Origin of the sequence: Niveispirillum sp. SYP-B3756 (genome assembly GCF_009495745.1) — a bacterium.
Taxonomy (GTDB): domain Bacteria; phylum Pseudomonadota; class Alphaproteobacteria; order Azospirillales; family Azospirillaceae; genus Niveispirillum.
Genome location: NZ_WIDQ01000009.1, coordinates 39,143 through 65,323, shown reverse-complemented (window position 1 = coordinate 65,323; position 26,181 = coordinate 39,143). Strand labels below are relative to the sequence as shown.

The window sequence follows — 26,181 nt, the reverse complement described above, 5'->3', positions numbered from 1 at the left end:
CGATTAATTGACGACGCTGACTGCACGGCGGTTCTGGTCCCACACGGCCTGGCCGCTGCCGGCCACAGCGGGGCGTTCCTTGCCGAAGCTGACCGTCTGCAGACGGCTGGCTTCAATGCCGCTTGCAATCAGATAGCGGCGCACCGAATCGGCACGGCGCTGGCCCAGCGCCAGATTATATTCACGCGTGCCACGCTCATCGGCATGGCCTTCAATGGTCAGGCTGATATTGGGGTTGCTGCGCAGAAAGGCGGCCTGCTTGTCCAGCGTGGCCGTCGCCTCCGCCGATACCTCATACTGGTCCACCGTGAAGAAGACCCGGTCGCCGATGCTGGCCAGCTGCTGCTGCGGGGAAAGGTTGCTGTTCAGTGTGCTGCTATCCACCGGGGTGGCGCCATAGCCCTGCCCCTGGCCGGCGGTTCCGGCTGCGGCCGCGTCATAGGCACCGCTGCCATTGCGCGTGGCGCCGGCCTTATCGTCCCGCACACCGGCACAGGCGGCCAGCAGCATCATCGGGGCCAGCATCAGAAGGTGGGAAGGCTTCATGGTGGTCTCTCGCTTCCTTATTGGCTTTCGCAGGGGGCGGCCCGGCACCCTTCCGGGCACACCCGGCCCCAAGAACAGCCCATGATTGCGTCTGGAGTAAGACGAAAGACGGGCAAGGCCGGGGCCGGCCGCAGCCACGCGGACCCGCGTGGTCGGATCGTTAACACAACAGGCGCCCCCTCGGATCACAAGATCAGGCGTGGCCGATATCGGCGGAGAGCATGGACAGGTCGATGCCCAGCCGGGCCAGACTGCGCTCCCATTTATGGTCCAGGTCGGGATCAAACAGCAGGGCGGCATCGGCCGGCACGTTCAGCCAGCCATTGGCCTGCATTTCCTGATCCAATTGACCCGGCCCCCAGCCGGCATAGCCCAGGGCCAGGAAGCCCTTTTGCGGCCCCGCCCCCTCCGCCACGGCGCGCAATATGTCCACCGTGGCGGTCAGCACCACCTCTTGCGTGACGGCCATGCTGCCCTCGCGCAGGTAATCGGCGCTGTGCAGCACAAAACCACGCCCGGTCTCCACCGGGCCACCATAATGGACGCGCAGGCTGCCGCGCGGCTTCTCCACCTCGACATGCAGTTGCGCCAGCAGATCGGGGAAGGCCACGCCCTGGAACAGGCGATTGACCACCAGCCCCATGGCCCCCTCGCCGCTATGGGCGCAGATATAGATGACGGTGCGGGCGAATCGCTCGTCCGGCATCTGGGGCATGGCGACCAGGAACTGCCCGGTCAGCTTATCACCAGGTGGGTTTGCCGGCTTGTCCGACCGGCCAGCGGCGTGTTTGAAGGGTTGCTTCATGGGCATCGGCTCAACAGGATGACAGGGGGAATGATACCAGTCCCCGTGAAGAGAATGTGGGTTAATTTCCTGGCCGATCCATCCCCGCCTTGCCGTGGAACGGTCCACAGCCTAGAACCTATGCATCATCCACCAACATGTATCCCATGGGGAGAACCAAGCGATGACCATTAAGGTTGGCGACCGCGTTCCGTCGGTCACCCTGAAGCATCTGACTGAGTCGGGTATGCAGGAGATCAGCACGGACGATCTGTTCAAGGGCAAGAAGGTGGTGGTGTTCTCGGTGCCGGGTGCCTTCACCCCCACCTGCTCCGCCAAGCACCTGCCGGGCTTTGTCGATAATGCCGAGGCGCTGAAGGCCAAGGGCGTGGAAGAGATCGTCTGCCTGGCCGTGAACGATCCGTTCGTCATGCAGGCCTGGGGCAAGGCCAACAATACGGCCGGCAAGATCACCATGCTGCCCGATGGCAATGGCACCCTGACCAAGGCCCTGGGCCTGGAAATGGATGGCACTGCCTATAATCTGGGCCATCGCGGCCAGCGTTTCGCCCTGGTGGCCGACGATGGCGTGGTGACCCGCCTGGAAGTGGAAAAGCCGGGCGCGTTCGAAGTATCCAGCGCTGACTACATCCTGAAGCAGCTGTAATCGGCAGGATGGGTGCCGGCTGCGGCCGGCGCCCATCCGCTTCAGTCATCATTCAAGCCAGGGTTCGTCCTGGGCCGCAATCCCCAGCGAACCATCGAACAGGGCCGGCATGGCCGCCAGATCGGTGACCCCCGGATCGACACCCAACTGCATCATCAGCGTGGTCGCCTGACCGCGATGGTGGGTACCATGGTTCAGCATATGGGTCACCAGCACCCAGGCCGGCATGACGCGCTGGCGACGCGCCAGCTTGCTGGCATAATGAAGCGGGGCGGCCAGCCATTCTGCCGTAAGCTGATTTTCCGCCCAGTTCAGCATATGCGCATCGGCGGCGGCACGGTGTTCCACCAAGCCCTCCCAGGTCGGGCAGATCAGGCCATCGGCGCCGGGCTGCGGCACGGGGCTGCCGATGAAACGCTGCATCCAGATCAGATCACCCCATAACAGATGATCCAGCGTGCCATGCAGCGACTTGAAAAAGGCGCCCAGGTCGCGGCGGCGGTCGCTGTCGGGGATGGCAGCACTGGCGTCCAGCAGGCGGCGATTCATCCAGCTTCCATAAACCAGCATGGTCCGCACATAATCGACGTCGATCATTCCTTAACCCTTTTCTGATGCCGGTGGCGGGCTACCTAACAGCCATCGTGCCTCGACCACCATCGGAGAAACCCGATATGACCATTTCCATCGGCGCACCCGCGCCGGATTTCACCCTGCCCACCGACGGCAATGGCAGCGTTACCCTGTCGGCCCTGCGGGGTCACAATGTCGTGGTCTATTTCTACCCCAAGGACGATACATCCGGCTGTACCACACAGGCCTGCGGCTTTGGCGAGAACCTGCCCCATTTTGAGCAGGTGGACGCCACCATCATCGGCATCTCCAAGGACAGTGTGGCCAGCCACGACAAGTTCAAGGCCAAGTACAAGCTGCCCTTCACCCTGGCCTCTGACGCCGAGAGCGACGTGACGGAGCAGTTCGGCGCCTGGGTAGAAAAGAACATGTATGGCAAGAAATATATGGGCATCGAACGCAGCACCTTCCTGATCGACAAGGAGGGCGTGGTCCGCCAGATCTGGCGCAAGGTAAAAGTGCCCGGCCATGTGGAGAAGGTTTTGGAGGCCGTTCAGTCACTGTGATGTTTCCACGGTGGCATCACGGGCAAGGGTGCCGCCGGGATTTTCCCTTACCGATCAAAGCCCCAGATTTCAGCCGCCAGCGCCTCCACCTCGTCCCGCCCACGCGAACGCGGCTCGGTTTCCGGCAGGGTCAACCCCTCCATCAGGGCGGCGGCGAAGCCGATGCGGTTGCCCAGGTGCGCCACCGCAACCGGAACACCCAGTTCGGCTGCCTTTTCCGCCACCGCATCCACCAGCCGCCCCCGCGCCGGCACCCGGTTCAGCACGATCAGCGCCGGGCGCTTTTCGGCTTTGGCCAGCTCTAACGTGGGGCGGGTGGCCCACAGGTCCATCGGGCTGGGCTGGACCGGCACCACCACCAGATCGGCAGCGCGCACGGCGATTCGCGCTTCCGTCTCTGCGTGCGGCGGGCTGTCGATCACCACCACCTCATGCGCCTGCACCAGCTTTTCCACCTCCCGCTGGGTGCGCCAGCCGGAAAGCTGGGCATGGGTCAAGCCTGTGCTCCCCTCCCCCAGGGCCGCCACCCGTTGCTGATACCAGGCGGAAAGGCTGCCCTGGGGATCGATATCCACCAGGGCGACGCTGCGCCCGGCCAGCACCCAGGCATGGGCCAGATGGATGGCCAGCGTCGTCTTGCCCGCCCCGCCCTTCTGCTGTGCGATTGTAAAGACGCGGCCCGCCATGGCAGGTTTCCCCCCCTTCATGTTCTGATTATCGGCCTTGGAGTGTGCCGGTAAGGCAGCGACGCGGCAAGTGTTGCGCCGCACAAAAGGAGAGAGCGCCGTGACTTCCTGGCCCGCCCATCTGCCCATCACCCGCCTGCGCGTTGCCCGACCGACAGACCAGATTGATGCCGTCACCAATTGGTACCGTGATGTCATCGGTCTGCCGCTGATTGGCGGCTGGCGGGATGAAGGCGGCAATCATGGCGGCTATGACGGGGTGCTGTTCGGCCTGCCCGATGCCGGGATCCAGCTGGAATTCACCCAGCACCGCGATGGCAGCCCCTGCCCCGCCCCCAGCCGGGACTATCTGCTGGTGATGTATGTGGATGACCGGGCGGCGCTGAACGCCGTCAGCGCCGCCATCCAGGCGCGCGGCGGGATTCCCGTACAGCCGGAAAATGCCTATTGGCTGGATCGGGCCGTCTGTTTTGAAGATCCCGATGGCTGGGGCGTGGTCTTCTCGCTGAAGCCGGGGGTGGCCTGATCGGCCCGCCCGCCCCTGCGTGCCCCGCCGGTTGCCTATGCGGTGAGCGCCCGCAGAGGGTGTTTGCCAGATGGGGCCTTTGCTGTTAGGTTCCGCGCCGCTCGATTCCAAAGTTTGAGAAGCGTGTCATGAAGGTCAATGCGAACACCATGCGCAAGGGTCATATCCTTGAGCATAACGGCCGACTCTATGTCATCACCGGCACCCAGATCGTGCAGCCCGGCAAGGGCGGCGCCTTCATTCAGCTGGAAATGAAGGACGTGAAGAGCGGCAACAAGAATATCGAGCGCTTCCGCACCGGCGAAGCCGTCGAGCGTGCGCGTCTCGACGATCACGAGATGACGTTCCTGTTTGCTGAAGACGACAACTTCACCTTCATGGACAAGGAAACCTTCGAGCAGGTGACCATCGGCGGTGACATCATCGGCGACGGCAAGATCTTCCTGCAGGATGGCATGGAAGTGGTCGTGCAGTCCTTCGAAGGTACGCCGCTGTCGGTTGAACTGCCGCAGACCGTGACGCTGGCGATCACCGAGGCTGACCCGGTGGTGAAGGGCCAGACGGCTTCTTCCTCCTACAAGCCCGCTGTGCTGGAAAATGGCGCCCGCGTTCTGGTGCCGCCGCACATCGAAGCCGGCACCCGCATCGTCGTCAATATCGAGACGGGCGAGTATCTGGAACGCGCCAAGGATTGATCTTCCGATCAGTTCCTGACGGTTATTGAAAAAGCCCGCGTGTTGATGCACGCGGGCTTTTTCTTTATCCAGGCAAGGGCAACGATCAGTCCACCTTGATCGGTCACAATCACGGCTCAGGCTTTAAAATGACGGCAGAAAACAGCCACACCCTGCCGCCCGCGCCCTTCTGCCTTTGGTACATCGGTGAAGCCTACAGCACCGATGATAAGATCATGGGCCGACAGGTGGCAGGCAAATCACTGTTGCAGGGCATGGCCCGAACCTGGCCGGATTCGCCGATCAATACCATCTGCCCGTCCCAGGTGGCGCTTGCGGCCCTGAACAGCCAGATGCGCGATTTTGGCTATCGCGGCCAGATCCGCAGCAGCCTGCCGCCCGGCTGGGAGGCCGCCATCGACAGTGGCTGCCTTTATTATCCATGCCCGGTACCGCAAGATATTGCCGTCCGCCGGGAGCGGATCGGCCCCACCGCCTTCAGCCTGATGGGTGTCACCCACAGCCTGTCCTCGCAAGGGGCCCTTGATCGGATTGCAGCGTTGATGTTGCCGCCGTTCCGCCCCTGGGATGCGCTGATCTGCACCTCCACAGCCGTGCAGACGCTGGTTACCCGGTTGCTTCAGGAAAGTTGCGAACTCTGGGCGCGGACAACGGGGGCCAGCAAGTTCAATGAACCCGTTCTTCCTGTTATCCCGCTGGGTGTTGACGTCCCCGCCCGTGCGGCGGGGGGTATCGGGCGTGCCGCCGCACGGGCAAGCATGGGGCTGGCCGATGACGATATTGTCATTCTTTCCGCCGGGCGGCTGACCATCCACGCCAAAAGCAACCCAGCCCCCCTCTATCTGGCGCTTGAGCGTCTGGCGAAGACCCAGCCGATCATTTGCATTGAGGCCGGGGTCGTCTCCCATCATGCCGTGCCGGCAGCGCTGGCAAAGGCACGGGCAGCGCTGGCGCCTTCTGTTCGCTTCATCCAGGTCGACGGGGCCGCCCCGGCACCCTATGGGGCCGCGTGGCAGGCGGCGGATATTTTCGTCTCCCTTTCTGACAATATTCAAGAATCCTTCGGCCTGACACCGGTGGAGGCAATGGCCTACGGCCTGCCAACCGTCGTCAGCGATTGGGACGGCTACAAGGACACGGTGAGGGACGGCATTGACGGGTTCCGCGTCCCATCCTTCGTGCCGCCACCCGGCAGCGGCGTCCCGATCATGGACCTCTATCTTGGCAATGAACAAGCCTATGACAGGTATATCGGGCGGTGCAGCCTGGCGACGGTCATAACGGTGGATGCCATCCACAATGCCTTGGCGCGGCTGGTCAACGACCCGGAACTTCGCCGACGCATGGGTGCCGCAGGACAGCGACGGGCGCAGCAGGAATATGACTGGCCGCAGATCCTGCACCGTTACGCAGAATTGGCCGCACACCTGCGGGAGATCAGGCTGGCGGCATCGGTCCAACAGACATCACAGCCCTTTCTCCTGCCACAGCAGCAAGACCCGTTCCGGCTTTTCGGCCACTTCTCCACCGACCAGCTTCAACTCCACTGGCCTATCTTTGCCAAGCCTGACAGCCTGGAACGGCTGGCCGTGATTCAAGATCTCGGTATCGCCAACTATGCGTTCGATAATAACCAGTTCGACCCCGAAACCGCCGCGCGGTTGTTACGATTGGCGATGCAGAGGGGTTGCAGCGTACAGAGCTTGCTGAATGACGCGGGGATGATGAATGCCACCGGGGCACGCATGGTCATGTGGCTATGGAAATTCGATCTGATCAGCATCATTCCCGATTGATCGGTGCCACATCAACGGTTCCAGTCTGCCGCAACCCTGCTGCGCATCGCTGCCGCATTTGCTGTAACAGCAGAATGGAATATACGCTGTTCCCCAGAATGAGAGGCTGCTGGCGCGGCCTCCAGCGATCTTAGACATTGTGGAGTGTTCGACCATGGCAGCCCGTTCGGCCATCCTGAACGTCATGACCCGTGCGGCGGAAAAGGCCGGTAAGGCCATCCTGCGCGATTTTGGTGAGGTCGAGCATCTCCAGGTCTCCCGCAAGGGCCCCGCCGATTTCGTCTCCGCCGCCGATCAGAAGGCCGAGCGTATTGTGCGTGAGGAACTGCAAAAGGCCCGCCCCGATTTCGGCTTCCTGATGGAAGAGACGGGCGAGATCAAGGGCAAGGACACGGCCCACCGTTTCATCGTCGATCCGCTGGACGGCACCACCAATTTCCTGCACGGCGTTCCGCACTGGGCCATCTCCATCGGTCTGGAGCGTGAGGGTGAGATCATCGCCGGCGTCGTCTATGAACCGGTGCATGACCAGATGTTCTGGGCCGAAAAGGGTGCCGGTGCCTTCCTGAATCACCAGCGCCTGCGCGTCTCCAACCGTCGCACCATGGCCGACGCCCTGATCGCCACCGGCATCCCCTTCAAGGGCCACGGCAATGCCAAGGAATTCCTGGTACAGTTGGAAGCGCTGATGGGTCAGATTTCCGGCATCCGCCGCTTCGGTGCCGCCTCGCTGGATCTGGCTTATACCGCCGCCGGTCGCTTTGATGGTTTCTTTGAAGCCGATCTGAAGCCGTGGGATCTGGCCGCCGGCATGTTGCTGGTGACGGAGGCCGGTGGTTTTGTCAGCGAGATCGGCCAGGGCAAGAGCCCGCTGACCTCCGGCTCCATCCTGGCCGCCAACGCCAACCTGCATTCGCATCTGGCCGTGGTGCTGCGCAACGCCGGCAAGCCCAAGGCCGCCGCCCCTGCTGCGCAGAAGTAAAAGCCTTATCCGCCCGCCCCGTCGGTTTCCGGCGGGGCGGTTCTGGCGGGCAGCCTCGCCAATGATACATCGGCCAGCGTGCCGGGCTTCAATTGAAAGCCGGCAACCGCCAACTGGTCCAGCACCTGCTGAAATAGGTGATCGGCCAGCCCCGCCTGCCGCAGGGTCTGACGGAAACGGCAAAGCGTCGTTTCATCCGGCGTGCCGCCATCCAGCGTCAAGCCGCAGAAGCGGCGGAACGATATCCGGTCCAGCAACGCCTCTTCCAGCCCCGGATCGGACAGCCCGTACCATTGCGCCAGCAGCAGCGCCTTGAACATCGTCAACGGCGCATAGGGCGGCCGCCCCGTGCCGGCGTGGCGCACCTTGTTCACCTGCCCCTCAATCCGTCGCCAATCCACCAGGGCGGCAACGCGTTCCAGCACAGCCACCCGGCCAATGCCGGGCGGCAGCAACGCATCAATGAAACTATGCTGGCTCATGGGGGCTGATCTTTGGCAACGGGAAGGGCCGGGTGTTGTAGCGCCGGAAAGGGCCACACTAATACCAACGGTCATAATTCATGACCGTTGGTACGGCGGCGACCGCCGCCGCGCCGCTCGTGCGGCGTAGCCAAGCCAGCGGATGCTGGTGCCGGCGATTGAGGGGCAGGAAAGATTGACCAACGGTCAAGATTTCATGCCGCTGGTATAAAGCCCCTTCCGCCATGATGCCCAACACCCGCCCCTATCACAGCCTTACCGCTTCAACCCGCCCATCAGCATGTACTTGATCTCCAGATAATCCTCGATCCCGTACTTGCTGCCTTCGCGGCCGGTGCCGCTCTCCTTCACCCCGCCGAACGGGGCCACTTCGGTGGAAATGATGCCTTCATTGATGCCGACAATGCCATATTCCAGCGCTTCCGCCACCCGCCAGACCCGGCCGATATCCCGGCTGTAGAAATAGGCGGCCAGGCCGAACTCCGTATCATTGGCCATGGCGATGGCCTCTTCCTCGTCCTTGAAGCGGAACAGCGGGGCCACCGGACCGAACGTCTCTTCCTTCGCCACCTTCATTTCCGTGGTCACGCCGGTCAGGATGGTGGGCTCAAAGAAGCTGCCGCCGAGCGCATGGCGCTTGCCGCCCAGCGTCACCTTGGCGCCCTTGGACACGGCGTCGGCGATATGTTCTTCCGCCTTGGCCACGGCCCCATCATCGATCAACGGGCCGGTGGTCACCCCTTCTTCCAAACCATTGCCGATCTTCAGCTGGGAAACCGCCTCGGCCAGCTTGGCGGCAAAGGCGTCATAGACGCCATCCTGTACCAACAGCCGGTTGGCGCAGACACAAGTCTGGCCGGCATTGCGATATTTCGACGCCATGGCCCCGACCACGGCGGCATCCAGATCGGCATCGTCGAACACGATGAAGGGGGCATTGCCGCCCAGCTCCATCGAGACCTTCTTTACCGTGCCGGCGCATTGTTCCATCAGCACCTTGCCGATTTCGGTGGAGCCGGTGAAGGACAGTTTGCGCACGATGGGGTTGCCGGTCATCTCCCCGCCGATGGCGCGGGCCGAGCCGGTCAGCACCGACAGCACACCCGCCGGCACGCCCGCCCGTTCCGCCAGCACCGCCAGGGCAAAGGCGCTAAAGGGCGTGGCGGTGGCGGGCTTGATCACCATGGGGCAGCCGGCGGCCAGCGCCGGGCCGGCCTTGCGGGTGATCATGGCGGCAGGGAAGTTCCAAGGCGTGATGGCCGCCGTCACCCCGATCGGTTCCTTGGTCACCACAATGCGGGCATCGGGCTTGAAGGTGGGGATGGTGTCGCCATAGACGCGCTTGCCCTCCTCCGCGAACCATTCGATGAAGCTGGCGGCATAGGCGATTTCGCCCCGGCTTTCCGTCAGGGGTTTGCCCTGCTCAGCCGTCATCAGAACGGCCAGATCCTCCTGGTTCGCCATCAGCAGCTCGAACCATTTGCGCAGGATGGCGGCGCGTTCCTTGGCGGTCTTGGCCCGCCAGGCCGGCCAGGCCTTGTTGGCGGCTTCAATGGCGCGACGGGTCTCCGCCGCCCCCATCTCCGGCACGGTGCCGATCAGGGCACCGGTGGCCGGGTTGGTCACATTGAGGGTGCGCCCGCTATCGGCCCCCACCCATTCGCCGGCCAGGAACGCCTGGGTGCGGAAAAGCGACGGGTCTTTCAGGGCCGGAAGGCCGGTGCTGCTGCTCATGTTGTTTCCATCCTGCAATTTTGATGGTGGGGCCGCCAGGGCGGCCTTGCTGTCGTGAAGACATAGGCCCCTTACAGGTGGGCATGGCAAGGGCACAGCACAGGGGCGACCGCAGGGCGGTAACGGTTACACCCAATTCCCCCCAGGTTCCGTAACCCAGCGTCCAACGAGTTAACCGTTACCGGTGTGGTGTTACCCCTTCCGCGCCTTCAGCGCCGCCTTGGCCTTGTGATAGCGCGCGGCCCAGCCTTCCTTCACCACCTCGTCCGGGCGGGTGATGACCAGGGCATCGTCCGGCACATCGCGGGTCACCACGCTGGCAGCCGCCGTATAGGCCCCATCGCCCAGTTCCACCGGCGCCACCAGCGTGCTGTTGGAGCCGACGAACACATTCTCGCCGATCACCGTGCGGTGCTTCAGATAGCCGTCGTAATTGCAGGTGATGGTACCGGCACCGATATTGCTGCCGCCGCCAATATCGCTGTCGCCCAGATAGGTCAGGTGATTGGCCTTGGCCCCCGGCCCCATCTTGGTATTCTTCAGCTCCACGAAATTGCCGACATGCGCCCCCTCGCCCACATCGCTGCCGGGGCGCAGCCGGGCATAGGGGCCGATGATGGCGCCTTTGCGCACAATCACCCCTTCCAGATGGCTGAAGGCGCGGATTTCCACCCCGTCTTCCACCGTCACACCGGGGCCGAACACCACATTCTGGCCCACCGTCACATCGCGGCCCAGCAATGTATCGGCGGCAAACCACACTGTGTCCGGGTCCAGCAGAGTGGCACCATTGGCCATGGCGGCCAGGCGCAGGCGGTTCTGGAAAATCTTTTCCACGCCCGCCAGTTCGGCCCGGGAATTGACGCCCAGCGCATCGTCGACCGGTCCTTCCACCACGGCACAGGCATGGCCCTGGGACCGGGCGACAGAGACGGCATCCGTCAGGTAATATTCGCCCTTGGCATTGTCATTGCCGATGGCACCGATCAGCCCTGGCATCCGGGCACCGTCAAAGGCCATGAAGCCGGCATTGCACAGGCCGATGGCGCGTTCGGCCGGGCTGGCATCCAGGAATTCGACAATCCGTTCCAGCCCGCCATCGCCCCCCTGCACCAGCCGACCATAGGCACCGGGATCGGCCGGGCGCATCCCCATCACCACCACGGCGGGGTTGCTGGCCCCATTGCGGGTGACCACCATGGCGCGCAGCGTCTCCACCGTGATCAGCGGCGTGTCGCCATAAAGCACCAGCACATCACCGGCAAACCCGTCCAGCAGCGGCAAGGCGGCCTTCACGGCATCACCCGTGCCCAACTGGTTTTCCTGCACCACGGTGGCATGGGGGGCCACAGCCTGGGCCACATTCTCCATCCCCGGCCCCACGACGACGACGATGCGTTCGGGTGCCAGCGCCTGGGCGGCATCCAGCACATGGCGCACCATGGGCAGGCCGCCCAGCGGGTGCAGCACCTTGGGCAGGGCTGACTTCATGCGTGTACCCTTGCCGGCGGCAAGAATGATGCAGGCGATCGGTCGTTCGGTCATGGCAATCCGCCCATGGCTGCGATAGGGGAAGGTTCTGCTGGGTGTAGCATAGGGCACCCCGCTTCCGACAAGATGCCTGCGATCTGAACAGAGGTTTTATCCGCCATGCCCACGGCCGACCGCTTTCCCGCCTTATTGTTCGATTTCGACGGCACGCTGATCGACAGCGCCCCCGATATCGCCCTGGCGCTGAACCAGTTGCTGGCCGAATCCAACCGCCCGACCTTGACCCTGGACCAGGTAAAGGGCCTGATCGGCGACGGGGCCCCCCGGCTGGTGGAACAGGCCATGGCCGTGACCGGCCAGCCGGGGGCCGGCGACGATCTGGCCCGGCTGACCGCGCGCTATCTGGAGATTTACGGCGCCCTGCCGGCCGATCCGGCCTGCGTCTATCCCGGCGTGGCCGAGACCCTGGCCACCTTGAAGCAATCCGGCCACCGTCTGGCGCTCTGCACCAACAAGCCGGCGGGCATTTCGCTGGAACTGCTGCCGGCGCTGGGGCTGGGCGGTCAGTTCGATGTGGTGGCCGGCGGCGACACTGCCCCCCGCCGCAAACCCCACCCCGATCCGCTGCTCTGGGCACTGGACAATCTCGGCTGCCGGCCCGATCAGGCAGTGATGGTGGGCGACAATGGCAATGACGTGGCCGCCGCCCGAGCGGCAGGCATACCGGTGATCGCCGTCGCCTATGGCTATCCACGCATGGCGCTGACCGATCTGGGGGCCGATTGCATCATTGACCGCTTTGCCGATTTGCCGGCGGCATTGGCGGGGTTGTGAGGGTTCGCTACCCCGCTCCCGCTCGACTGCCTTTACTCTGCTGGGGTCAGGCGCGAGGGGGGCGGATCGCTGTGCATTCTACCGGCCCACCGTTCCAGCCATGCGGCCACCTCTGGCGGTATTTCAGCTTGACCGGCGGCCCACCGTCGGACCTGTCGGTCATTGCGATTGATGATGGCGGCAAATTCGCGTTGCGACCAATGCAGCGCGTCCAGGCATTTTCTAAAGTGGGTGGGGGTCATAAGATCCCCGCGCTTTTCAACAGCGCCGTAATGGCAACCGCCAATGCAGCGCCAGCGCTCACCAGGGCAATGGTCATGCTCCAGGGGGCAAGCCCATGATCACGTTGCAGCTTCTGCGCTTCTGCCGTCAGTTTGTGCTGCTCGACGGCAAACTTCCGGCCTTCTTCGACCAACTTGTCGGTCTCGGCCTGAGTCTTCCTGATCCGGGCGATTAATTCCTGGACATTCAGTTCGGCCAGCACGGTAGCGGTATTCTGCGTGGTGTCGGTCACAGGGTCTATCCCTCTTTAAGCCGGGCATGACCGCCCTGACGCGTCCTCAATATGAGGACTTTTGGCGATGCTGTAAACGCCGATCTTGCTGGCTGTGCCGTCAATGTCTGTCTGGAAGGTTTTATTCATTATCAAAGTCTTACTGTATCCTCACCGTCACGCATACCGCAGCCGGGGTGATGGTGATTACAGAATTAGACACAGCAACCTATGATCGCGTTCCGTAATGCCCTTCTTCAAATTCCCAGAGCCCCTTATCCTCACCATTCTGAAAATATTTATATAGAGAGTGAACATCAACCCCAAGCGGAACATCAATCGCAAACAGACGACCATCACACCCTTCAAACGAGCAGCCAAAATTCTTTATATTCTCAAGAAATTCATTTATGTCATTTGGTGAATCAAGATTTTCCATGTCAAAAGCAACCCTGTAAACGGAGTGCCCTTTCCGACCTCTTATCCCTTTAAATACAAGGTCACTTCCGACAGGTTCTGCATAAACCTCATCATTGCAAGCAATTCCATAAGCGTAGAATGGAATATTATCCAAAACATAGACGTTATCCACCAAATGGCGAACCCATAATCCCTCCCTGCCCAACTGAGGCGCCCCCTCAGCTAACTCAACGATCATTAGCTTCACCTAATTCTCCATCGATAACGTGCTGGCGCATTAAACCCAAGTAGAATACATCCGATGATCAGAAACAATACTTGAACCAAATGCACTTGTTCACACCCTTTTACCGGCAGATAGCTAAGCCTCCCCCACTCACCCCACCCTATCCAGCTTGGCCAGATGCACCATCACCGGCCCCAGCGGGCTGTCCATTTCCAGCCGCACCGGCACCGCCGGCCCGCCCGGCATGGCGGAGGCGATCCAGAGCGTCACCTCTCGCCCCGCACGCCGTGCCCCTTCCCCGTCGCGGTCACGCCGGTCGGGCCGGTTTTCCTTCCACTTACCGGCCAGCGGCTTATACGTCACCGCACAGCGCCGCGCCGCGCCGCTGAAGGCCGACAGATCGCTGGCCGCCACCTGATCCTGTCCCCGGTCGCTGAAAGCCAGGTCATAGCGCTGGCGCCCGTCATAGACCGGCACGGTCAGGTCACACGTACCACCCCGCCCCACCCGGTCCAGCACCGCCACAATGGCCGATACCGGGTCCAGCGTGCCCTGGCGCAGTTCATCGGGCACCGGCTCCCGGTCCTTTTCCGGTGCCGGGTCGGCCAGGGACAGCAGGGGCGCCCCGCCCACCGGATAATCCAGCGTCGTCAGGCGCGGTTCATCCCGCCAGGCCCCATGGGCGGTGAAACGCACCGGCTGCGGCATCCCCGTCCCATCCAACCGACCATAGGCACGCACATCGGTTTTCCAGTTGGCGATCCGACCCAACAACCCATCCGTCTGTAAAGACAGACCCACGCGATACATCTCCGCCAGCGGGCCGATATGGGCGCTGGCATCAATCACATGCACCCCACCGACATAGATGGCGTAGCTGAGCCCCAGATCGCCCGGCTGGGCGCTGGTGGCGGGTGCGGTCGGCGGCGGCAGGGCCGGAACCGCGGGGTTACCGGCACTACCCCCGGCAAAGGCCAGCAGGCCGACGCCAAGGCAAAGCGGGGCGAGCAGGCGGGAACGTGTTGCACGCATCGGGCAGGTTTCCTGTTCGTCCATGGCAGCCATTGCTGACAAGGATGGCAACGTTGCCCACCGGGTCAACCGCCCGGCCGCCAAAAAAAATCGCAACACCCTGTTTTTTCCCTTTGACACCCCCGCCAACCCTCTTTATAAGCCCGCTCCACCGACGGCGACGAACGAACGAAACGGTTCGAACGAAGCGTCAGACGGACGGATGGGCGCGTAGCTCAGCGGGAGAGCATCGCCTTCACACGGCGGGGGTCGCAGGTTCAATCCCTGCCGCGCCCACCATCCGATCCAAGATTTGCACGATATGTGCCGAACCCCACCTGGGAAACCGGGTGGGGTTTTTGCTTTGTCCCCCGGCATCATTTCTCCATCGGAACTATCGAGTCGACCTGACGGCCCGCCTGCGGCAGCCTGTCGCACGACCTAGGTCTCATTTCCAGCCAGGCTCGGTCCTGCCATGCCTGATCCGATTATATTCGTGAAAACAGGTGTTTGGCCCTGCGCGCGCCCCAGGGGTGGCCATCAGGCTTTGCACCTGCACCGGTCAAGTGCCGGGGTGTTCTGGCCTTTCCGCGCCGTTCAGCGTTTCATGGAGAACGGGAGGAAAGGGGGAGAAACACCCCCGGCACCTGGGAGAGACTGAATGCCCAAATCCATCCAAAACCTGATCTGGATCGCCATCGGGGTTTTCGGGGCCGCCTGTCTGGGCGGCATCGCCATCCATCGGGGTGAAACCATCAATGCCTTCTGGTTCATCGCGGCTGCCTTCGGCATCTATGCGGTGGCCTATCGTCTTTATGCCGGCTGGATCTGCACCAAGGTGCTGATGACCGACCCCAGCCGCGCCACACCGGCGCTGCGCATCAATGATGGGCGCGATTATGTGCCTACCCATCGCTGGATCACCTTCGGCCACCATTTCGCCGCCATCGCCGGTGCCGGCCCGCTGGTCGGGCCGACGCTGGCGGCCCAGTTCGGCTATCTGCCGGGCACGCTCTGGCTGCTGACCGGTGCCGTCATCGGCGGCTGCGTGCAGGATATGGTGGTGCTGTGGGCCTCCACCCGCCGCGATGGCCGCACGCTGGGCCAGATGGCGCGGGATGAGATGGGGCCGGTGGCCGGTGGTGCCGCCCTGGTCGGTACGCTGATGATCATGGTGTTGATCGTGGCGGTGCTGGGGCTGGTGGTGGTGAACGCCATGAAGCACAGCCCCTGGGGTACCTTCACCGTGGCCATGACCATTCCGATCGCCATCCTGGTCGGCATCTATATGCGCAATATCCGGCCGGGCCGGGTGCTGGAAGGCTCCCTGATCGGCCTGTTCCTGCTGCTGGCCGCCACGGCGGGTGGCGGCTGGGTGGCGCATCATCCGGCGCTGGGGCCGATGTTCGATTTCGACGGCACCACGCTGGCCCTGCTGGTCATCGCCTATGGTTTCTTCGCCGCCATCATGCCGGTCTGGCTGCTGCTGGCCCCGCGTGATTATATCTCCACCTTCATCAAGATCGGCGCCATCCTGCTGCTGGCCTTCGCGGTCATCATCTTGCGGCCGGAACTGCATATGCCGGCGCTGACCCAGTTCACCGACGGCACCGGGCCGGTGGTGGCGGGCGGGCTGTACCCGTTCCTGTTCATTACCATCGCCTGCGGTGCCGTTTCCGGCTTCCATGCCTTGATCAGCGCCGGCACCACGCCCAAGCTGATCATGTCCGAACGGGATCTGCGGCTGGTCGGCTATGGTTCCATGGCGATGGAAAGCTTTGTCGGCATGATGGCACTGATTGCCGCCTGCGTGCTGGACCCCGGCGTGTTCTTCGCCATCAACAGCTCTGCCGGCATTGTCGGTTCCACCCTGGAACAGGCGACGGCCACCATTTCTTCCTGGGGCTTCCCGGTGGAAGCCCAGCATATGATGGATCTGGCCAAGGAGATGGGGGAAACCACACTGCTGGCCCGTACCGGTGGCGCGCCGTCGCTGGCGGTCGGCATGGCACAGATTTTCGCCGGTGCCTTCGGGCAGAGTATGCTGGCACTCTGGTACCATTTCGCCATCATGTTCGAGGCCCTGTTCATCCTGACGGCGGTGGATGCCGGCACCCGCGTGGGCCGCTTCATGTTGCAGGATCTGCTGGGCAATATCTGGAAGCCGCTGGGCAACACGTCCGCCCGGCTGCCATCAATCATCTGTTCCGCCGCCTTCGTCGCCAGTTGGGGTTATTTCCTCTATATCGGCGTTATTGATCCCTATGGCGGCATCAACATCCTGTGGCCCTTGTTCGGCATCTCCAACCAGATGCTGGCCGCCATCGCGCTGGCCATCGTCACCACCATTCTGGTGAAGAAGGGTCAGGCGCGTTATGCCTGGGTGACCGGGCTGCCCATGGTCTTTCTGGCCGTCACCACCAGCTATGCCGCCTGGCTGAAGCTGTTCGATGCCGATCCGCGCGTCGGCTTTCTGGCTGGGGCCAACACGCTGGAAGCCAAGCTGCAGGCCGGTACGCTGACCGGCAAAGCGCTGGAATCGGCCCCGCATCTGATCTTCAATCAGCGGCTGGATGCCGGGCTGACGGTGTTCTTCATCATCGTGCTGTGGGTGGTGATCATCGAAATGGCGCGGATTTCCATCCGCCACCTGCAGGGCAAGCCGGTGCCGGCCCTGACGGAAGTGCCTTATGTCAACGAGGCGACCCTGCCGCATCCAACCGGCGTGGGGGGCCACTGATCATGATGGCGGGGCCTGCCAGCTTCCTGAAAACGGCCTGGACCGTGCTGCGGGAAGTATCCGGCGATGCGGCATACGAGAATTATCTCGCCCGCCATCAGGAACGCCACCCGGACCAGCCGGCGCTGGACCGGGAGGCATTCTACCTGTCGGAACTGGACCGACGCTGGAGCGGGGTCAACCGCTGCTGTTAAACGCCGGCATTGAAAGCAAAAAAAGGCGCCGGGGGATCGCTCCCCCGGCGCCTTTTCTGTACCCGAACGCTGCTTACCAGCTCTTGCGCAAGCCTGCCTGCACCACGCGGGTGGCGCCATACCAGCACCAGGAGGCGGAGTAGCAGGACGATACATGCTCCTTGTCGAACAGGTTGTTGATGCTGGCATCAAACCGCCAGCCCTCGAACCGGTCCGACAGGTTGGCCAGATCATAGCGCAGCGCCACATCCACCAGCGTATAGGAGGGCACGCGGAAGCTGTTTGCTGGGTCGCCCCAGCTTTTGCCGACGTAACGAACACCACCGCCCAGGCCCAGCCCGCGCAAGGCGCCTTCTTCAAACCGGTTATAGAGCCAGAGGCTGGCCGTATCATCGGCCACGGCCACGGGGGTCTTGCCCTTCAGGCCGCTATTATCCTTTGTATATTCCATATCCAGATGGGTGTAGGCGGCATTCACCTCCAGCGTTTCCGTCAGGCCCAGCCTGCCTTCCAGCTCCACCCCGCGCGACCGCGCCTCCCCGGTCTGGATGGAAAAGCCGGGATGGGCCGGGTCGTTGGTCTTGATCTTGTCGCGGGTCAGCTCGAACGCCGACAGCGTCACCAGGGTGCGCTGGTCACGGCTTTCATATTTCACGCCCCCTTCCAACTGGTCCCCATTGGTGGGGCTGAAGGTCTTGCCGCTGAAATCGACGCCGCTTTCCGGCTCGAACGACTGGCTGTAGCTGATATAGGGCGCAAAACCGCTGTCGAAACGGTGCAGCAGACCGACACGGTAGGTGGTCTTGCCCTGATCCACCTTCTCTTTCGCCGGGGCCGGCAAGGTATAGTTGGTGGTCAGCTTGTACCAGTCATGGCGCAGACCGGCCAGCAACACCCAATTATCCAGCTTCAACTGATCTTGCAGGTAAAGCCCGGTCTGCTTCTGGTCCATCTTCATGACAGCACTGGTGTCCGGCCGGGTGAAGCTGGTGCGATAGACCGGTTTGAACACGTCAATGCTGCCGGCCGTACCATAGCCGATTTCCATGTCGGCATCGGTTTTCTGATAATCCAGTCCGGCCAGGGCGCTGTGGCTGATGGGGCCGGTATTGAATTTGGCCTTCAGCACCGTATCGACCGCCACCCCCGACGTATCCTCGATGGAATAGATCGACCCACGGGAGAGGGTTCGGTTATCGGTCCCCAAATCACCGGAATAGACCTGCTGATAATTGGCATCGACCTGTTGCCAGCGCAGATTCTGCTCAACGCTGAAAATGTCGCTGAACCGGTGTTCCACCTGATAACCGGCCATCACCTGGGTGCGGTTATAGCGATCAAATGCCGGTTCGCCGTCATAGAAGCGGACGGAGATCTTGCCCAGCGGGTTCTTCAACACCGACCCCACGGCCGGCACGCCGCCATAGCCGTCGGATTTCGGGTCGCGCTGATAAAGCCCCAGCAGGGTGACGCTGGTATCATCATCCAGCTTCACGCTTAGCGAGGGGGAGGCCGCGAACCGTTCATTTTCCGTATGCAGGGCCTGCCCATTGCCTTCCCGCCCGGTGGCGACAAGGCGATAGAGCACTTGGCCCTGCTGATCCAGCGCACCGCCCAGATCGGCGGAAAGCTGGTGATAGGCACGGGTGCCGATGGACAGTTCCACCGAATTGACCGGATCGGCCACCGGCTTCTTGCCCACCAGATTGATCAGGCCGCCCGGCCCGCTGGTGCCGTACAGCACCGATGCCGGGCCCTTCAGCACCTCGATCCGCTCCAGGGTGGAGACATCGGGCTGCATCATGGCGTACCAGCCGGCATACATGCCGGACAGGCCGTTATAAAAGGCATTGTTCACCGCGAAACCGCGCAGGGTGAACTGATCATAGCGGGTGACGACGCCACCGCGCGTTTCCGGCGTAATGCCGGCCGTATAGCGCAGGGCCTGATTGACCGTGACCTGCCCCAGCAGGTTCATGCGTTCGCCATCAATGACACTGATGGAGACGGGTGTTTCCACCAGCGGCGCATCGCTCTTGGTGCCTGTGCTGGCCTGCACCTTGTGGCCGATCACCACCACTTCATCCGTCGTGGTCGCCATCTCGGCCAGCGCCGGCACCGTCGCCACACCCATTGCCGCCAGCGCCACACCGGACATCAGCCAGCCACGCCGAACCGTCTTCCGTTGCTGTATCATCAACCCCTCACCCAATCCCGATCACTCGCATCATCAATCAATAATGCGAATTACTATTAATATCTATTTCTGGCTATAGAAGTGTTTGCCGGCCCTGTAAAGCCGGCGGGTTCCGGCTTCGAAATCAGGCCTGCAATACGAAAAACACATAATACCAGCGACATGGGCCGCGCGGCGGCAGTCGCAGCATTACCATCGGTCAAGAATTTTGACCGATGGTATAATAAATCATAATGGCGTACCCGCCTTTCGCCGCTCCTCACCCCGAAATGTGCGCGATTGAGGCGGAGCGAAAGGCGGTCGCTGTTTCTAATCTGCCAAGGACCGCGCTGCCCCCGGGCGCTGGAAGACAAAGCGCTGATAGACCCAGCCGACGCCGATCAGGCTCAACCCAAGCCCCAGGAAGGACAGGATACGCGGCACCCCGTCCAACCCCGACATGTCCAGCAGGAACACCTTGGCCACGGTCCCCAGCAATACCGCCATGGCCGTATAGCGGATGTCCGCCCGGCCCGTGCGGATGCCCGCCAGGATCAGGCCCGCCGCGGCCAGCAACCCAACCCCGGAATAGGCATAAAGCTCCCACCCCGCTGGCCAGCCCGCCACGGCGATCGAAATGATCGTGCCGTGGAAAAGCTGCCGCACCGCCAGCAGCGCGTAGGTGAGCAGCAGCAGCAAGGCCGGCGCGTCGATCACCACCCCCTTGATCGGCAGATGCGACAGCAGGCGGCGGCGGACCAGCAGCAACATGGCGGCCGGCAGCAGATAGGCCAGCAACAGCAGGTTCAGCACCGGCCATGCCCCCACCGCATCCCCACTCCAAAGCGGGTTCAGCGCCAGCACCTGCAGGGCGAAAATATGCAGCAGCGCCAGCCCCGTCATCGCCACACCAAACCAGCGGACCCAGCGGCCCCGACCCGGCATCAGGCTGCTGAGGCCGGCCACCAGCCAGACCACACTGCGCAGGGACATTTCCATCAGGTCATCGCGGTCCGGGCTGCGCAGCGTCCCATCGGTCAGAACCCGGATTTCCAACGTGGCCGCCGCCACGGCCAGCACCAGGGATGATACCAGCAACCCATCGGCCCAGCTTTCCCCCTGCCCCTTACGGGCCAGCCGCGACGCCAGATAGATCAGGGCCGCTGATCCCCCCATCGCCCAGACCGGCCAGTGCAGCGGCCCGGAAAGCGGATAATCCAACACCGCCTCATTCAACATGAACCGCGCCAATACTGTGCCGGTCAGCAGGCTGGTGGCGCGCAACAGGTTGCGTGTCGCCAGCCTCTGCGCCAGCACCACCCCCAGCGGGATCAGCAGGGCGACAGCCAGGGTCAGGGCCGGTCCTTCCAGCCAGAAGGCGGGCATCACCCCCAGCAGCAACAGGCCCATGGCCGCATAGATGGTCAGGGCCGGCCCGGCCCGCACGGGTGCCCGCGCTATCGCCACCAGTCGCGCCCGTACCGTGGGCCATCCCAACGCCAACCCGGCCAGCGCCAGCAGCAGCACAACAGCCGGCAAAGCGGCAAAGCTTCGCTCCTCCAGCCACAGCAGGCGCAGCGCCGCCAGGGCCAGCACCGCCGGCACCACCGCCCCCGACAAGGCCACCATCATCGGCCGGCGCACCCAGCGGACACCGGCCAGCGTCAAGGCCAGATGCACCAGCACCAGCGGCAGCATGGGTGCCAGTTCCACCTGTTTGAATGCCAGCGCCCACAGGCAGGTCAGCAGCACCGTACCGGCCGCGATCGGCCACAAGGCCAGGCAAAGCCGCCCCCACCGGCCCAGCCAGGCGCACAGCCCGGCCATCACGGCAATCGCTATCCAAATGGCCAGCGGCATACCTTCAAAAACTGTGATCAACAAAAGATCCATGGCGGTCAACACCGCCATGGTCACACAGGCCAGTTCAAAGCTGCGCCGCACCGGCCAGCGCCCCCGTTCAACCGCCGCCAGCAACATAAGCGGCAACAGGGTCAACCCGCCGACGACCCAATAGGCCAGAACCCCCATCACCGGCTCTGTCGGGGATGGCAGGTCAAAGATCATGCTGCCGGTCAGCAGCCAGTGGAAAAAGCCGCCAACCAGCAGCAGCCAACCCTTTCCCTGCCGTGCCGCCACCCCATAAAGGCTGGCCAGCAGCAGCGCGACCCAGGCCGCATCCCCCAGCGTTTGGCCATGGCCCAGTAACAGCGGCAATAGCAGCCCACCGGCATAGGCCAGCAGCGCGACAAAGGGGCCATGGCGCAGGGCCAGCGGAAACCCGGCAAGACAGGTGAAGGCCAACAGGGCAAAGGTGGTGCCAGGGGTCATCAAGCCATGCACCGCATAGCCGGCATAGATGGCGGCGAACAACACGGACAGGCCCGCCGCCACCAGGGCCACGGGCACCTGATCGGGTTTCAGGAAGCCCAGCGCGCGGGCCATGGGCCGGCGGGACAACCATTCCCCCGCCCCCATCAGGACCAAGCCCAGCAGTGCCGTCAGCACCATGCGGGGTCCCGGCCCCAGAACGCCATTTTCGACCGCATAGCGGGCCAGGAACAGACCGGACAGCGCCAGCGTCACCCCGCCCAGCCAGACCAGCCAGCGGGTGGTGAACATCTTCTCAAACCCTTGGCCTTCCGCGTCCACCTTTGGTGGTGATGGCGTCATTGGCGGCTGGGCGTCCAAATTTACCGGGCGTTCCGGCGAGGGGGGAGACAGGGGCTTGGGCGGTTCAACAACGGCACCCATAACCCTATCCGCCAGGACCGGCGCAGAATCGATAACCGCACTGGCAACCGGCGGACGTGCAGCAGACGCCGGTTGCAGCCCCTCCTGTGTCAGTTTCTCCAACGCGCGGCGAAGCTGCTGCACTTCTTCCGACAATTTCTGCTGCCTGGCGGCGACCCAGATAACAAGGCCCAGGAACAACAGAATGAGGAAAGAGAGGGAGAAATCTGTACCGGCCATTGCTTGCGGCTTTCGCAGTTGAGCCGGACATGGTTGTGGAAATAACCACGTCGGTCAACCACCCGGCCCGCCCCTAACCATCAGGGGTAAGCCCCTACCGGCTGTCCAGTTTCAGCTCAATGCGCCGGTTGCGGGCCAGCGCGTCGGCGCTGTTACCCGGCTCCAGCGGCTGATATTCACCAAAACCGGTGGCCGCCAGCCGTTCCGGCGGCACGCCCTGGCTGATCAGGAAATTCACCACGGAGATAGCGCGCGCAGTGGACAGTTCCCAATTGCTGGCAAAGCGGGGGGAGCGGATAGGCACCACGTCTGTATGCCCGTCCACCCGCAAGATCCAGTTCAGATCTTTGGGCAATTTGCCGGCAATATCCAGCAGCGTGCGGGCCAGGTTGCCCAGCCGCACTTGCCCCGCCTCGCCCAGATCGGCGCTGCCGCTGTCGAACAGCACTTCGGACTGGAAGACGAAGCGGTCGCCGACGATGCGCACATCATCGCGGTTGCCCAGCACCTCCCGCAGGCGGCCAAAAAACTCCGAGCGGAACTTAGCCAGTTCCGCCACCTTGCCGGCGAGCGCCGCATTCAACCGCTTGCCCAGGTCTGCAATCTGCACGTCCTGCGCCTTGGCCTTGGTTTCCGATGCTTCCAGGGCGGTGGCCAGATCGGCCAGTTGCTGGCGCAGGGCGGCGATCTGCTGGTTCAGCAGCGCCACCTGATCCTGTGCTGCCGACAGCGCCGCCTTGTCGCTTTCGGCCCCATTCATCTGGGCGGCCAACTGGTCGCGTTCGCCACCCAGCGTATTCAATTGGCCCTGTAGCTGTTCTTTTTCCGACAGGGTGGCGCGCAGCCGGTCGGTCAGGGCCGCCACGTCGCCTTGCAGCTTGGCGGAATTATCCTTTTCCAGCGCCAGCGCCTCAGCCAAGGCGGCGATGCGGCTGTTCAGGTCGGCCAATTGCCGGTCACGGCCCGCCAGCGCGTTGGACAGGTAGAACTGGCCCAACACGAAAACCATCAACAGGAAGACCACGACCATGATCAGGCTGGACAGCGCGTCCACCCAGCCGGGCCAGATATCTACCCTGTCGCGGGAACGGCTGAACCTTGCCATGATCAGCGATCCGTTTCCGCCTGACGGGCGGCAATGGTGCGGGCCAGGATTTTGATCTCGTTACGCAGTTCCTGGGTTGTCTGCTGGCGGCCCTGCACCGTCTCTTCCAGGATGCGGGCCGTGTAGATTTCCAGGTTGCGGATATGGGTGCGGGTGGCATCGTCAATGCCCAGGCTGCCACCGCCGGAAAGCCCATCCGCCAGCTTTTCAAGGATGGGGCGCATTTGCAGGTTGCTTTCCGCCAGCCGCACCATCAACGACTGTTCGGTGCGCATTTGGTCGGTCAGGGTGGCCAGCCGCTCGGTCAACTGCATCAGATGCTGGTTCTGCGTCTTGCGGCCATCCTCTGCCCCGGCCATGGTATATTGCAGCCGTTCGATATTCTCCGCCGTCTGTTCCAGCAGGGCCTGAAGATAGGCTGGCACCGGGGCACCACCCTCCCCCGTCTCCGCCAGCGCACCGCTGGACAGCCTTGTCAGCCCGGCCAGCCAGTCCTCCAGCTCCGTATAGAACCGGTTCTGTGCCTGACTGGCCTGCAATTCCAGGAAGCCCAGCACCAGCGACCCGGCCAAGCCAAACAGCGACGATGAAAAGGCCATTCCCATGCCGCCCAGCGGCGCGGAAAGCCCCTGCTGCAATTTGGCAAACATGTCCGCCGCGTCGCCAGCCCCATCCATGCTGAGCCCGCCGATCACCCCCCCGATGGAGGAGATGGTGTGCAGCAGGCCCCAGAAGGTGCCCAGCAGTCCTAAGAAAATCAGTAGGCCGATCAGGTATTTGGACGTTTCCCGCCCTTCATCCAGCCGGCTGCCCACCCCATCCAGCAGCGACCGGCTGGCCACCGCCGACAGGGTGAAACGCCCCCCGTGGCGTTCGCCCAACATGCGGGCCATCGGGGCCAGCAGGCGCGGCGTGGGGGCTTGGCGCCCAGCCTGGAAGGCATCCAGCCAGGCCACTTCCGGGCGCAGCACCAGCACCTGGCGGAAAATGAACCAGATGCCCAGCAGCAGCGTGAACAGGATCAGCGCGTTCAGCGCCGGATTGGCCAGAAAGGCGCCCAGCAATGTCGGCGACAACACCGCCGCGACCACCGCCACCATCAAGGTGAAGCCCCCCATCCGGGTCAGGTAGCGCTGCGGCGGGGTGGCCGGCGGCAGGGCCGGGGCCTGCGGCGGTGGGGGGCGGCGTTGGTCAGCGGACAGGTTCGTCATGGGCGAAACACCAGATCGACTCGGTCAGGGGACGGGGCCTTGGGGTCGGGTACCGGCAGCGGCTGGCCCGCGGCCGGTGTGGATACCAACGTACCATCGGCGAAAATGTTCAGGCGCAGCGGGTCGATCCCGCTGGAAGCCAGCCGGTCCCGCACGGCCCGCGCCCGCAACAGGGCGGTGCGGCGAGCATCGGTGGCCCGGTCCGCCGGGCCGGTGGCATGGGCGTGCACATCCAGCCGTTCGCCGGGCCGGGCCTTCAACCTTGCCGCCACATCGACCAAGGCGGGCATCATGCTATCATCCAGGGCCTCCACCCCGGCGCGGAACAGCAGGGTCAGGTTCCCCTGCGCCACCCGCGCGGGCAGAACCCCAGCCTCCATCACAGCAGCACTGACGGGCAGGCGCTGTGGCGGCAGCGTATAGGGTGCCGCCGCCGGTATGTCCCCCTGATCAGCCGGTGCCGGCAGGGGGGCGACATTCAGGTCCGGGCTCTTTGGCACCGGCAGCGGCGCGCGCTGGGCCGCCGGTTTGGTTGCGGCAGGAACCGCCTGTGCCAGGGCCGGCGCGGTAGCCCCCAGGGCCACGGTTACCGCCAGCAACACCGCCATGGGGCGGGCAGCGGCGACAGAACGGGCGGCTTGGGGCGGGGTGGTGGGGTGCGGGCGTGTCATCACGGCCGACATGGAACCTCACAATTATGGCCCGGAAATGTCATGGCATGTTGGGCGTATGCCGAAACCGACCTTAAAGCAGGGTCGATGGCGGCTCAACCCTGCTGCCTTCCCCTCAATGGCATTGCCCGATGGAGCCGGGGCCGCAAACCTTGGTCCCGTCGGCCCAGGTGGCACCGCTCAGGTCGGCATTGCGCAGATCGGCCCCACCGATCTGCGCCCCGCTCAGGTTGGCCCCCACCAGCTTCACCCCCACCAACTTGGCATTGCGCAGGTCGGCCCCGGCCAGCGTCGCCCCCGTCAGATCGGCATTGGTGAAATCCGCCTCAATCAGCCGGGCCCGGTCCAACCGCGTCTGCGTCAGTTTGGCGCTGAAGAATTTGGCGCGATAGGCATCGCTGCCGGTCAGGTCAGCGCCGGACAGGTCGCTGCGCATGAAGGTGGCCTCCCGCAGCATGGCATCGGTCAGCACCACCCCTTTCAGGTCGCGCCCGTCCAGATAGCAGCGGCGCCAGTTCACCGCCGCCTTTGCCGGGTCGGTACAGGCCGCCAGGGCCGGACCAGCCAGGCACGGCAGCAACAGGAGAGCCAGGGCGATG

At 63.5% G+C, this 26,181-nt stretch carries 26 protein-coding genes and 1 tRNA gene; 11 read left to right on the top strand and 16 right to left on the bottom strand.

What is annotated here, in order from left to right:
• Positions 1–3: 3 nt before the first annotated feature.
• Positions 4–546: a peptidoglycan-associated lipoprotein Pal gene (pal, locus tag GE253_RS17490; protein ID WP_153205435.1), complete on the bottom strand. Its 543-nt coding sequence runs from the start codon at positions 544–546 to the stop codon at positions 4–6.
• Positions 547–739: 193 nt separating this feature from the next.
• Positions 740–1,351, bottom strand: coding sequence for a YqgE/AlgH family protein (locus tag GE253_RS17485; protein WP_153205434.1), 612 nt, complete (start codon positions 1,349–1,351; stop codon positions 740–742).
• Between the two features lie 163 nt (positions 1,352–1,514).
• On the opposite strand from GE253_RS17485, the gene GE253_RS17480 reads away from it, so the two are divergent.
• Positions 1,515–1,997: a peroxiredoxin gene (locus GE253_RS17480; protein ID WP_153205433.1), complete on the top strand. Its 483-nt coding sequence runs from the start codon at positions 1,515–1,517 to the stop codon at positions 1,995–1,997.
• 48 nt (positions 1,998–2,045) lie between these two features.
• Here GE253_RS17480 and GE253_RS17475 read toward each other — a convergent pair whose 3' ends face one another.
• On the bottom strand, positions 2,046–2,594 hold the full coding sequence (locus GE253_RS17475) for a DinB family protein (protein ID WP_153205432.1): 549 nt from the start codon (positions 2,592–2,594) through the stop codon (positions 2,046–2,048).
• A 77-nt stretch (positions 2,595–2,671) separates the two neighbouring features.
• On the opposite strand from GE253_RS17475, the gene bcp reads away from it, so the two are divergent.
• Positions 2,672–3,136, top strand: a complete 465-nt coding sequence (gene bcp, locus GE253_RS17470; protein ID WP_153205431.1) for a thioredoxin-dependent thiol peroxidase — start codon at positions 2,672–2,674, stop codon at positions 3,134–3,136.
• A gap of 47 nt (positions 3,137–3,183) precedes the next feature.
• Here bcp and parA read toward each other — a convergent pair whose 3' ends face one another.
• Positions 3,184–3,822 carry a ParA family partition ATPase gene (gene parA, locus GE253_RS17465; protein WP_153205430.1) on the bottom strand — a complete coding sequence of 213 codons (639 nt, stop codon included), beginning with the start codon at positions 3,820–3,822 and terminating at the stop codon, positions 3,184–3,186.
• A 100-nt stretch (positions 3,823–3,922) separates the two neighbouring features.
• On the opposite strand from parA, the gene GE253_RS17460 reads away from it, so the two are divergent.
• From GE253_RS17460 to GE253_RS17445, 4 genes are all read left to right on the top strand, one after another.
• Positions 3,923–4,348: a VOC family protein gene (locus GE253_RS17460; protein ID WP_211101500.1), complete on the top strand. Its 426-nt coding sequence runs from the start codon at positions 3,923–3,925 to the stop codon at positions 4,346–4,348.
• Positions 4,349–4,476: 128 nt separating this feature from the next.
• Positions 4,477–5,043 (top strand): elongation factor P, encoded by a 567-nt coding sequence (gene efp, locus GE253_RS17455; RefSeq protein WP_153205429.1) that lies wholly within the window; start codon positions 4,477–4,479, stop codon positions 5,041–5,043.
• Positions 5,044–5,171: 128 nt separating this feature from the next.
• Complete coding sequence (locus GE253_RS17450) at positions 5,172–6,839, top strand: glycosyltransferase family 4 protein (RefSeq protein ID WP_153205428.1); 1,668 nt, start codon at positions 5,172–5,174, stop codon at positions 6,837–6,839.
• A gap of 154 nt (positions 6,840–6,993) precedes the next feature.
• Entirely contained in the window at positions 6,994–7,821 is an 828-nt protein-coding gene (locus GE253_RS17445) for an inositol monophosphatase family protein (RefSeq protein WP_153205427.1), read from the top strand.
• A 5-nt stretch (positions 7,822–7,826) separates the two neighbouring features.
• Here GE253_RS17445 and GE253_RS17440 read toward each other — a convergent pair whose 3' ends face one another.
• The 3 genes from GE253_RS17440 to glmU form a co-directional block, all read right to left on the bottom strand.
• Entirely contained in the window at positions 7,827–8,303 is a 477-nt protein-coding gene (locus tag GE253_RS17440) for a transposase (protein WP_173012700.1), read from the bottom strand.
• 255 nt (positions 8,304–8,558) lie between these two features.
• A complete protein-coding gene (gene gabD, locus GE253_RS17435; protein WP_153205425.1) occupies positions 8,559–10,037 on the bottom strand; it encodes an NADP-dependent succinate-semialdehyde dehydrogenase in 1,479 nt (492 codons plus the stop codon).
• Positions 10,038–10,229: 192 nt separating this feature from the next.
• Positions 10,230–11,582: a bifunctional UDP-N-acetylglucosamine diphosphorylase/glucosamine-1-phosphate N-acetyltransferase GlmU gene (gene glmU, locus GE253_RS17430; RefSeq protein ID WP_153205424.1), complete on the bottom strand. Its 1,353-nt coding sequence runs from the start codon at positions 11,580–11,582 to the stop codon at positions 10,230–10,232.
• A 105-nt stretch (positions 11,583–11,687) separates the two neighbouring features.
• Between glmU and gph the strand changes: the two genes are divergently transcribed.
• On the top strand, positions 11,688–12,362 hold the full coding sequence (gene gph / locus GE253_RS17425; protein ID WP_153205423.1) for a phosphoglycolate phosphatase: 675 nt from the start codon (positions 11,688–11,690) through the stop codon (positions 12,360–12,362).
• Positions 12,363–12,600: 238 nt separating this feature from the next.
• Here gph and GE253_RS17420 read toward each other — a convergent pair whose 3' ends face one another.
• The 3 genes from GE253_RS17420 to GE253_RS17410 all read right to left on the bottom strand — a co-directional run bounded on the left by GE253_RS17420 (position 12,601) and on the right by GE253_RS17410 (position 14,533).
• On the bottom strand, positions 12,601–12,876 hold the full coding sequence (locus GE253_RS17420) for a hypothetical protein (protein ID WP_211101499.1): 276 nt from the start codon (positions 12,874–12,876) through the stop codon (positions 12,601–12,603).
• 208 nt (positions 12,877–13,084) lie between these two features.
• Positions 13,085–13,513 (bottom strand): DUF4265 domain-containing protein, encoded by a 429-nt coding sequence (locus GE253_RS17415; RefSeq protein WP_247878726.1) that lies wholly within the window; start codon positions 13,511–13,513, stop codon positions 13,085–13,087.
• Between the two features lie 138 nt (positions 13,514–13,651).
• A complete protein-coding gene (locus GE253_RS17410) occupies positions 13,652–14,533 on the bottom strand; it encodes a DUF3108 domain-containing protein (protein ID WP_173012699.1) in 882 nt (293 codons plus the stop codon).
• Positions 14,534–14,555: 22 nt separating this feature from the next.
• Here GE253_RS17410 and GE253_RS25900 point away from each other — a divergent pair, with 22 nt between their 5' ends.
• From GE253_RS25900 to GE253_RS17395, 4 genes are all read left to right on the top strand, one after another.
• Positions 14,556–14,747, top strand: coding sequence for a hypothetical protein (locus GE253_RS25900; protein WP_173012698.1), 192 nt, complete (start codon positions 14,556–14,558; stop codon positions 14,745–14,747).
• Positions 14,738–14,812 (top strand) — tRNA-Val (locus GE253_RS17405). The genes GE253_RS25900 and GE253_RS17405 overlap by 10 nt, the downstream gene beginning before the upstream one ends.
• Positions 14,813–15,173: 361 nt before the next feature.
• A complete protein-coding gene (locus tag GE253_RS17400) occupies positions 15,174–17,252 on the top strand; it encodes a carbon starvation CstA family protein (protein ID WP_153205420.1) in 2,079 nt (692 codons plus the stop codon).
• Positions 17,253–17,254: 2 nt separating this feature from the next.
• Positions 17,255–17,446 carry a YbdD/YjiX family protein gene (locus GE253_RS17395; protein WP_153205419.1) on the top strand — a complete coding sequence of 64 codons (192 nt, stop codon included), beginning with the start codon at positions 17,255–17,257 and terminating at the stop codon, positions 17,444–17,446.
• Positions 17,447–17,519: 73 nt separating this feature from the next.
• Here the strand turns inward: GE253_RS17395 and GE253_RS17390 are convergent, their stop codons facing one another.
• From GE253_RS17390 to GE253_RS17365, 6 genes are all read right to left on the bottom strand, one after another.
• Positions 17,520–19,643: a TonB-dependent siderophore receptor gene (locus tag GE253_RS17390; RefSeq protein WP_153205418.1), complete on the bottom strand. Its 2,124-nt coding sequence runs from the start codon at positions 19,641–19,643 to the stop codon at positions 17,520–17,522.
• A gap of 309 nt (positions 19,644–19,952) precedes the next feature.
• Entirely contained in the window at positions 19,953–22,244 is a 2,292-nt protein-coding gene (locus tag GE253_RS17385; RefSeq protein WP_211101498.1) for a DUF2339 domain-containing protein, read from the bottom strand.
• A gap of 445 nt (positions 22,245–22,689) precedes the next feature.
• A complete protein-coding gene (locus tag GE253_RS17380; RefSeq protein WP_153205416.1) occupies positions 22,690–23,700 on the bottom strand; it encodes a peptidoglycan -binding protein in 1,011 nt (336 codons plus the stop codon).
• A gap of 2 nt (positions 23,701–23,702) precedes the next feature.
• Positions 23,703–24,911, bottom strand: coding sequence for a flagellar motor protein MotA (locus GE253_RS17375; protein ID WP_153205415.1), 1,209 nt, complete (start codon positions 24,909–24,911; stop codon positions 23,703–23,705).
• Complete coding sequence (locus GE253_RS17370) at positions 24,908–25,594, bottom strand: hypothetical protein (protein WP_153205414.1); 687 nt, start codon at positions 25,592–25,594, stop codon at positions 24,908–24,910. Before GE253_RS17370 ends, GE253_RS17375 begins: the two co-directional genes overlap by 4 nt.
• A 103-nt stretch (positions 25,595–25,697) precedes the next feature.
• A complete protein-coding gene (locus GE253_RS17365; RefSeq protein ID WP_348770888.1) occupies positions 25,698–26,162 on the bottom strand; it encodes a pentapeptide repeat-containing protein in 465 nt (154 codons plus the stop codon).
• Between the last annotated feature and the right edge of the window lie 19 nt (positions 26,163–26,181).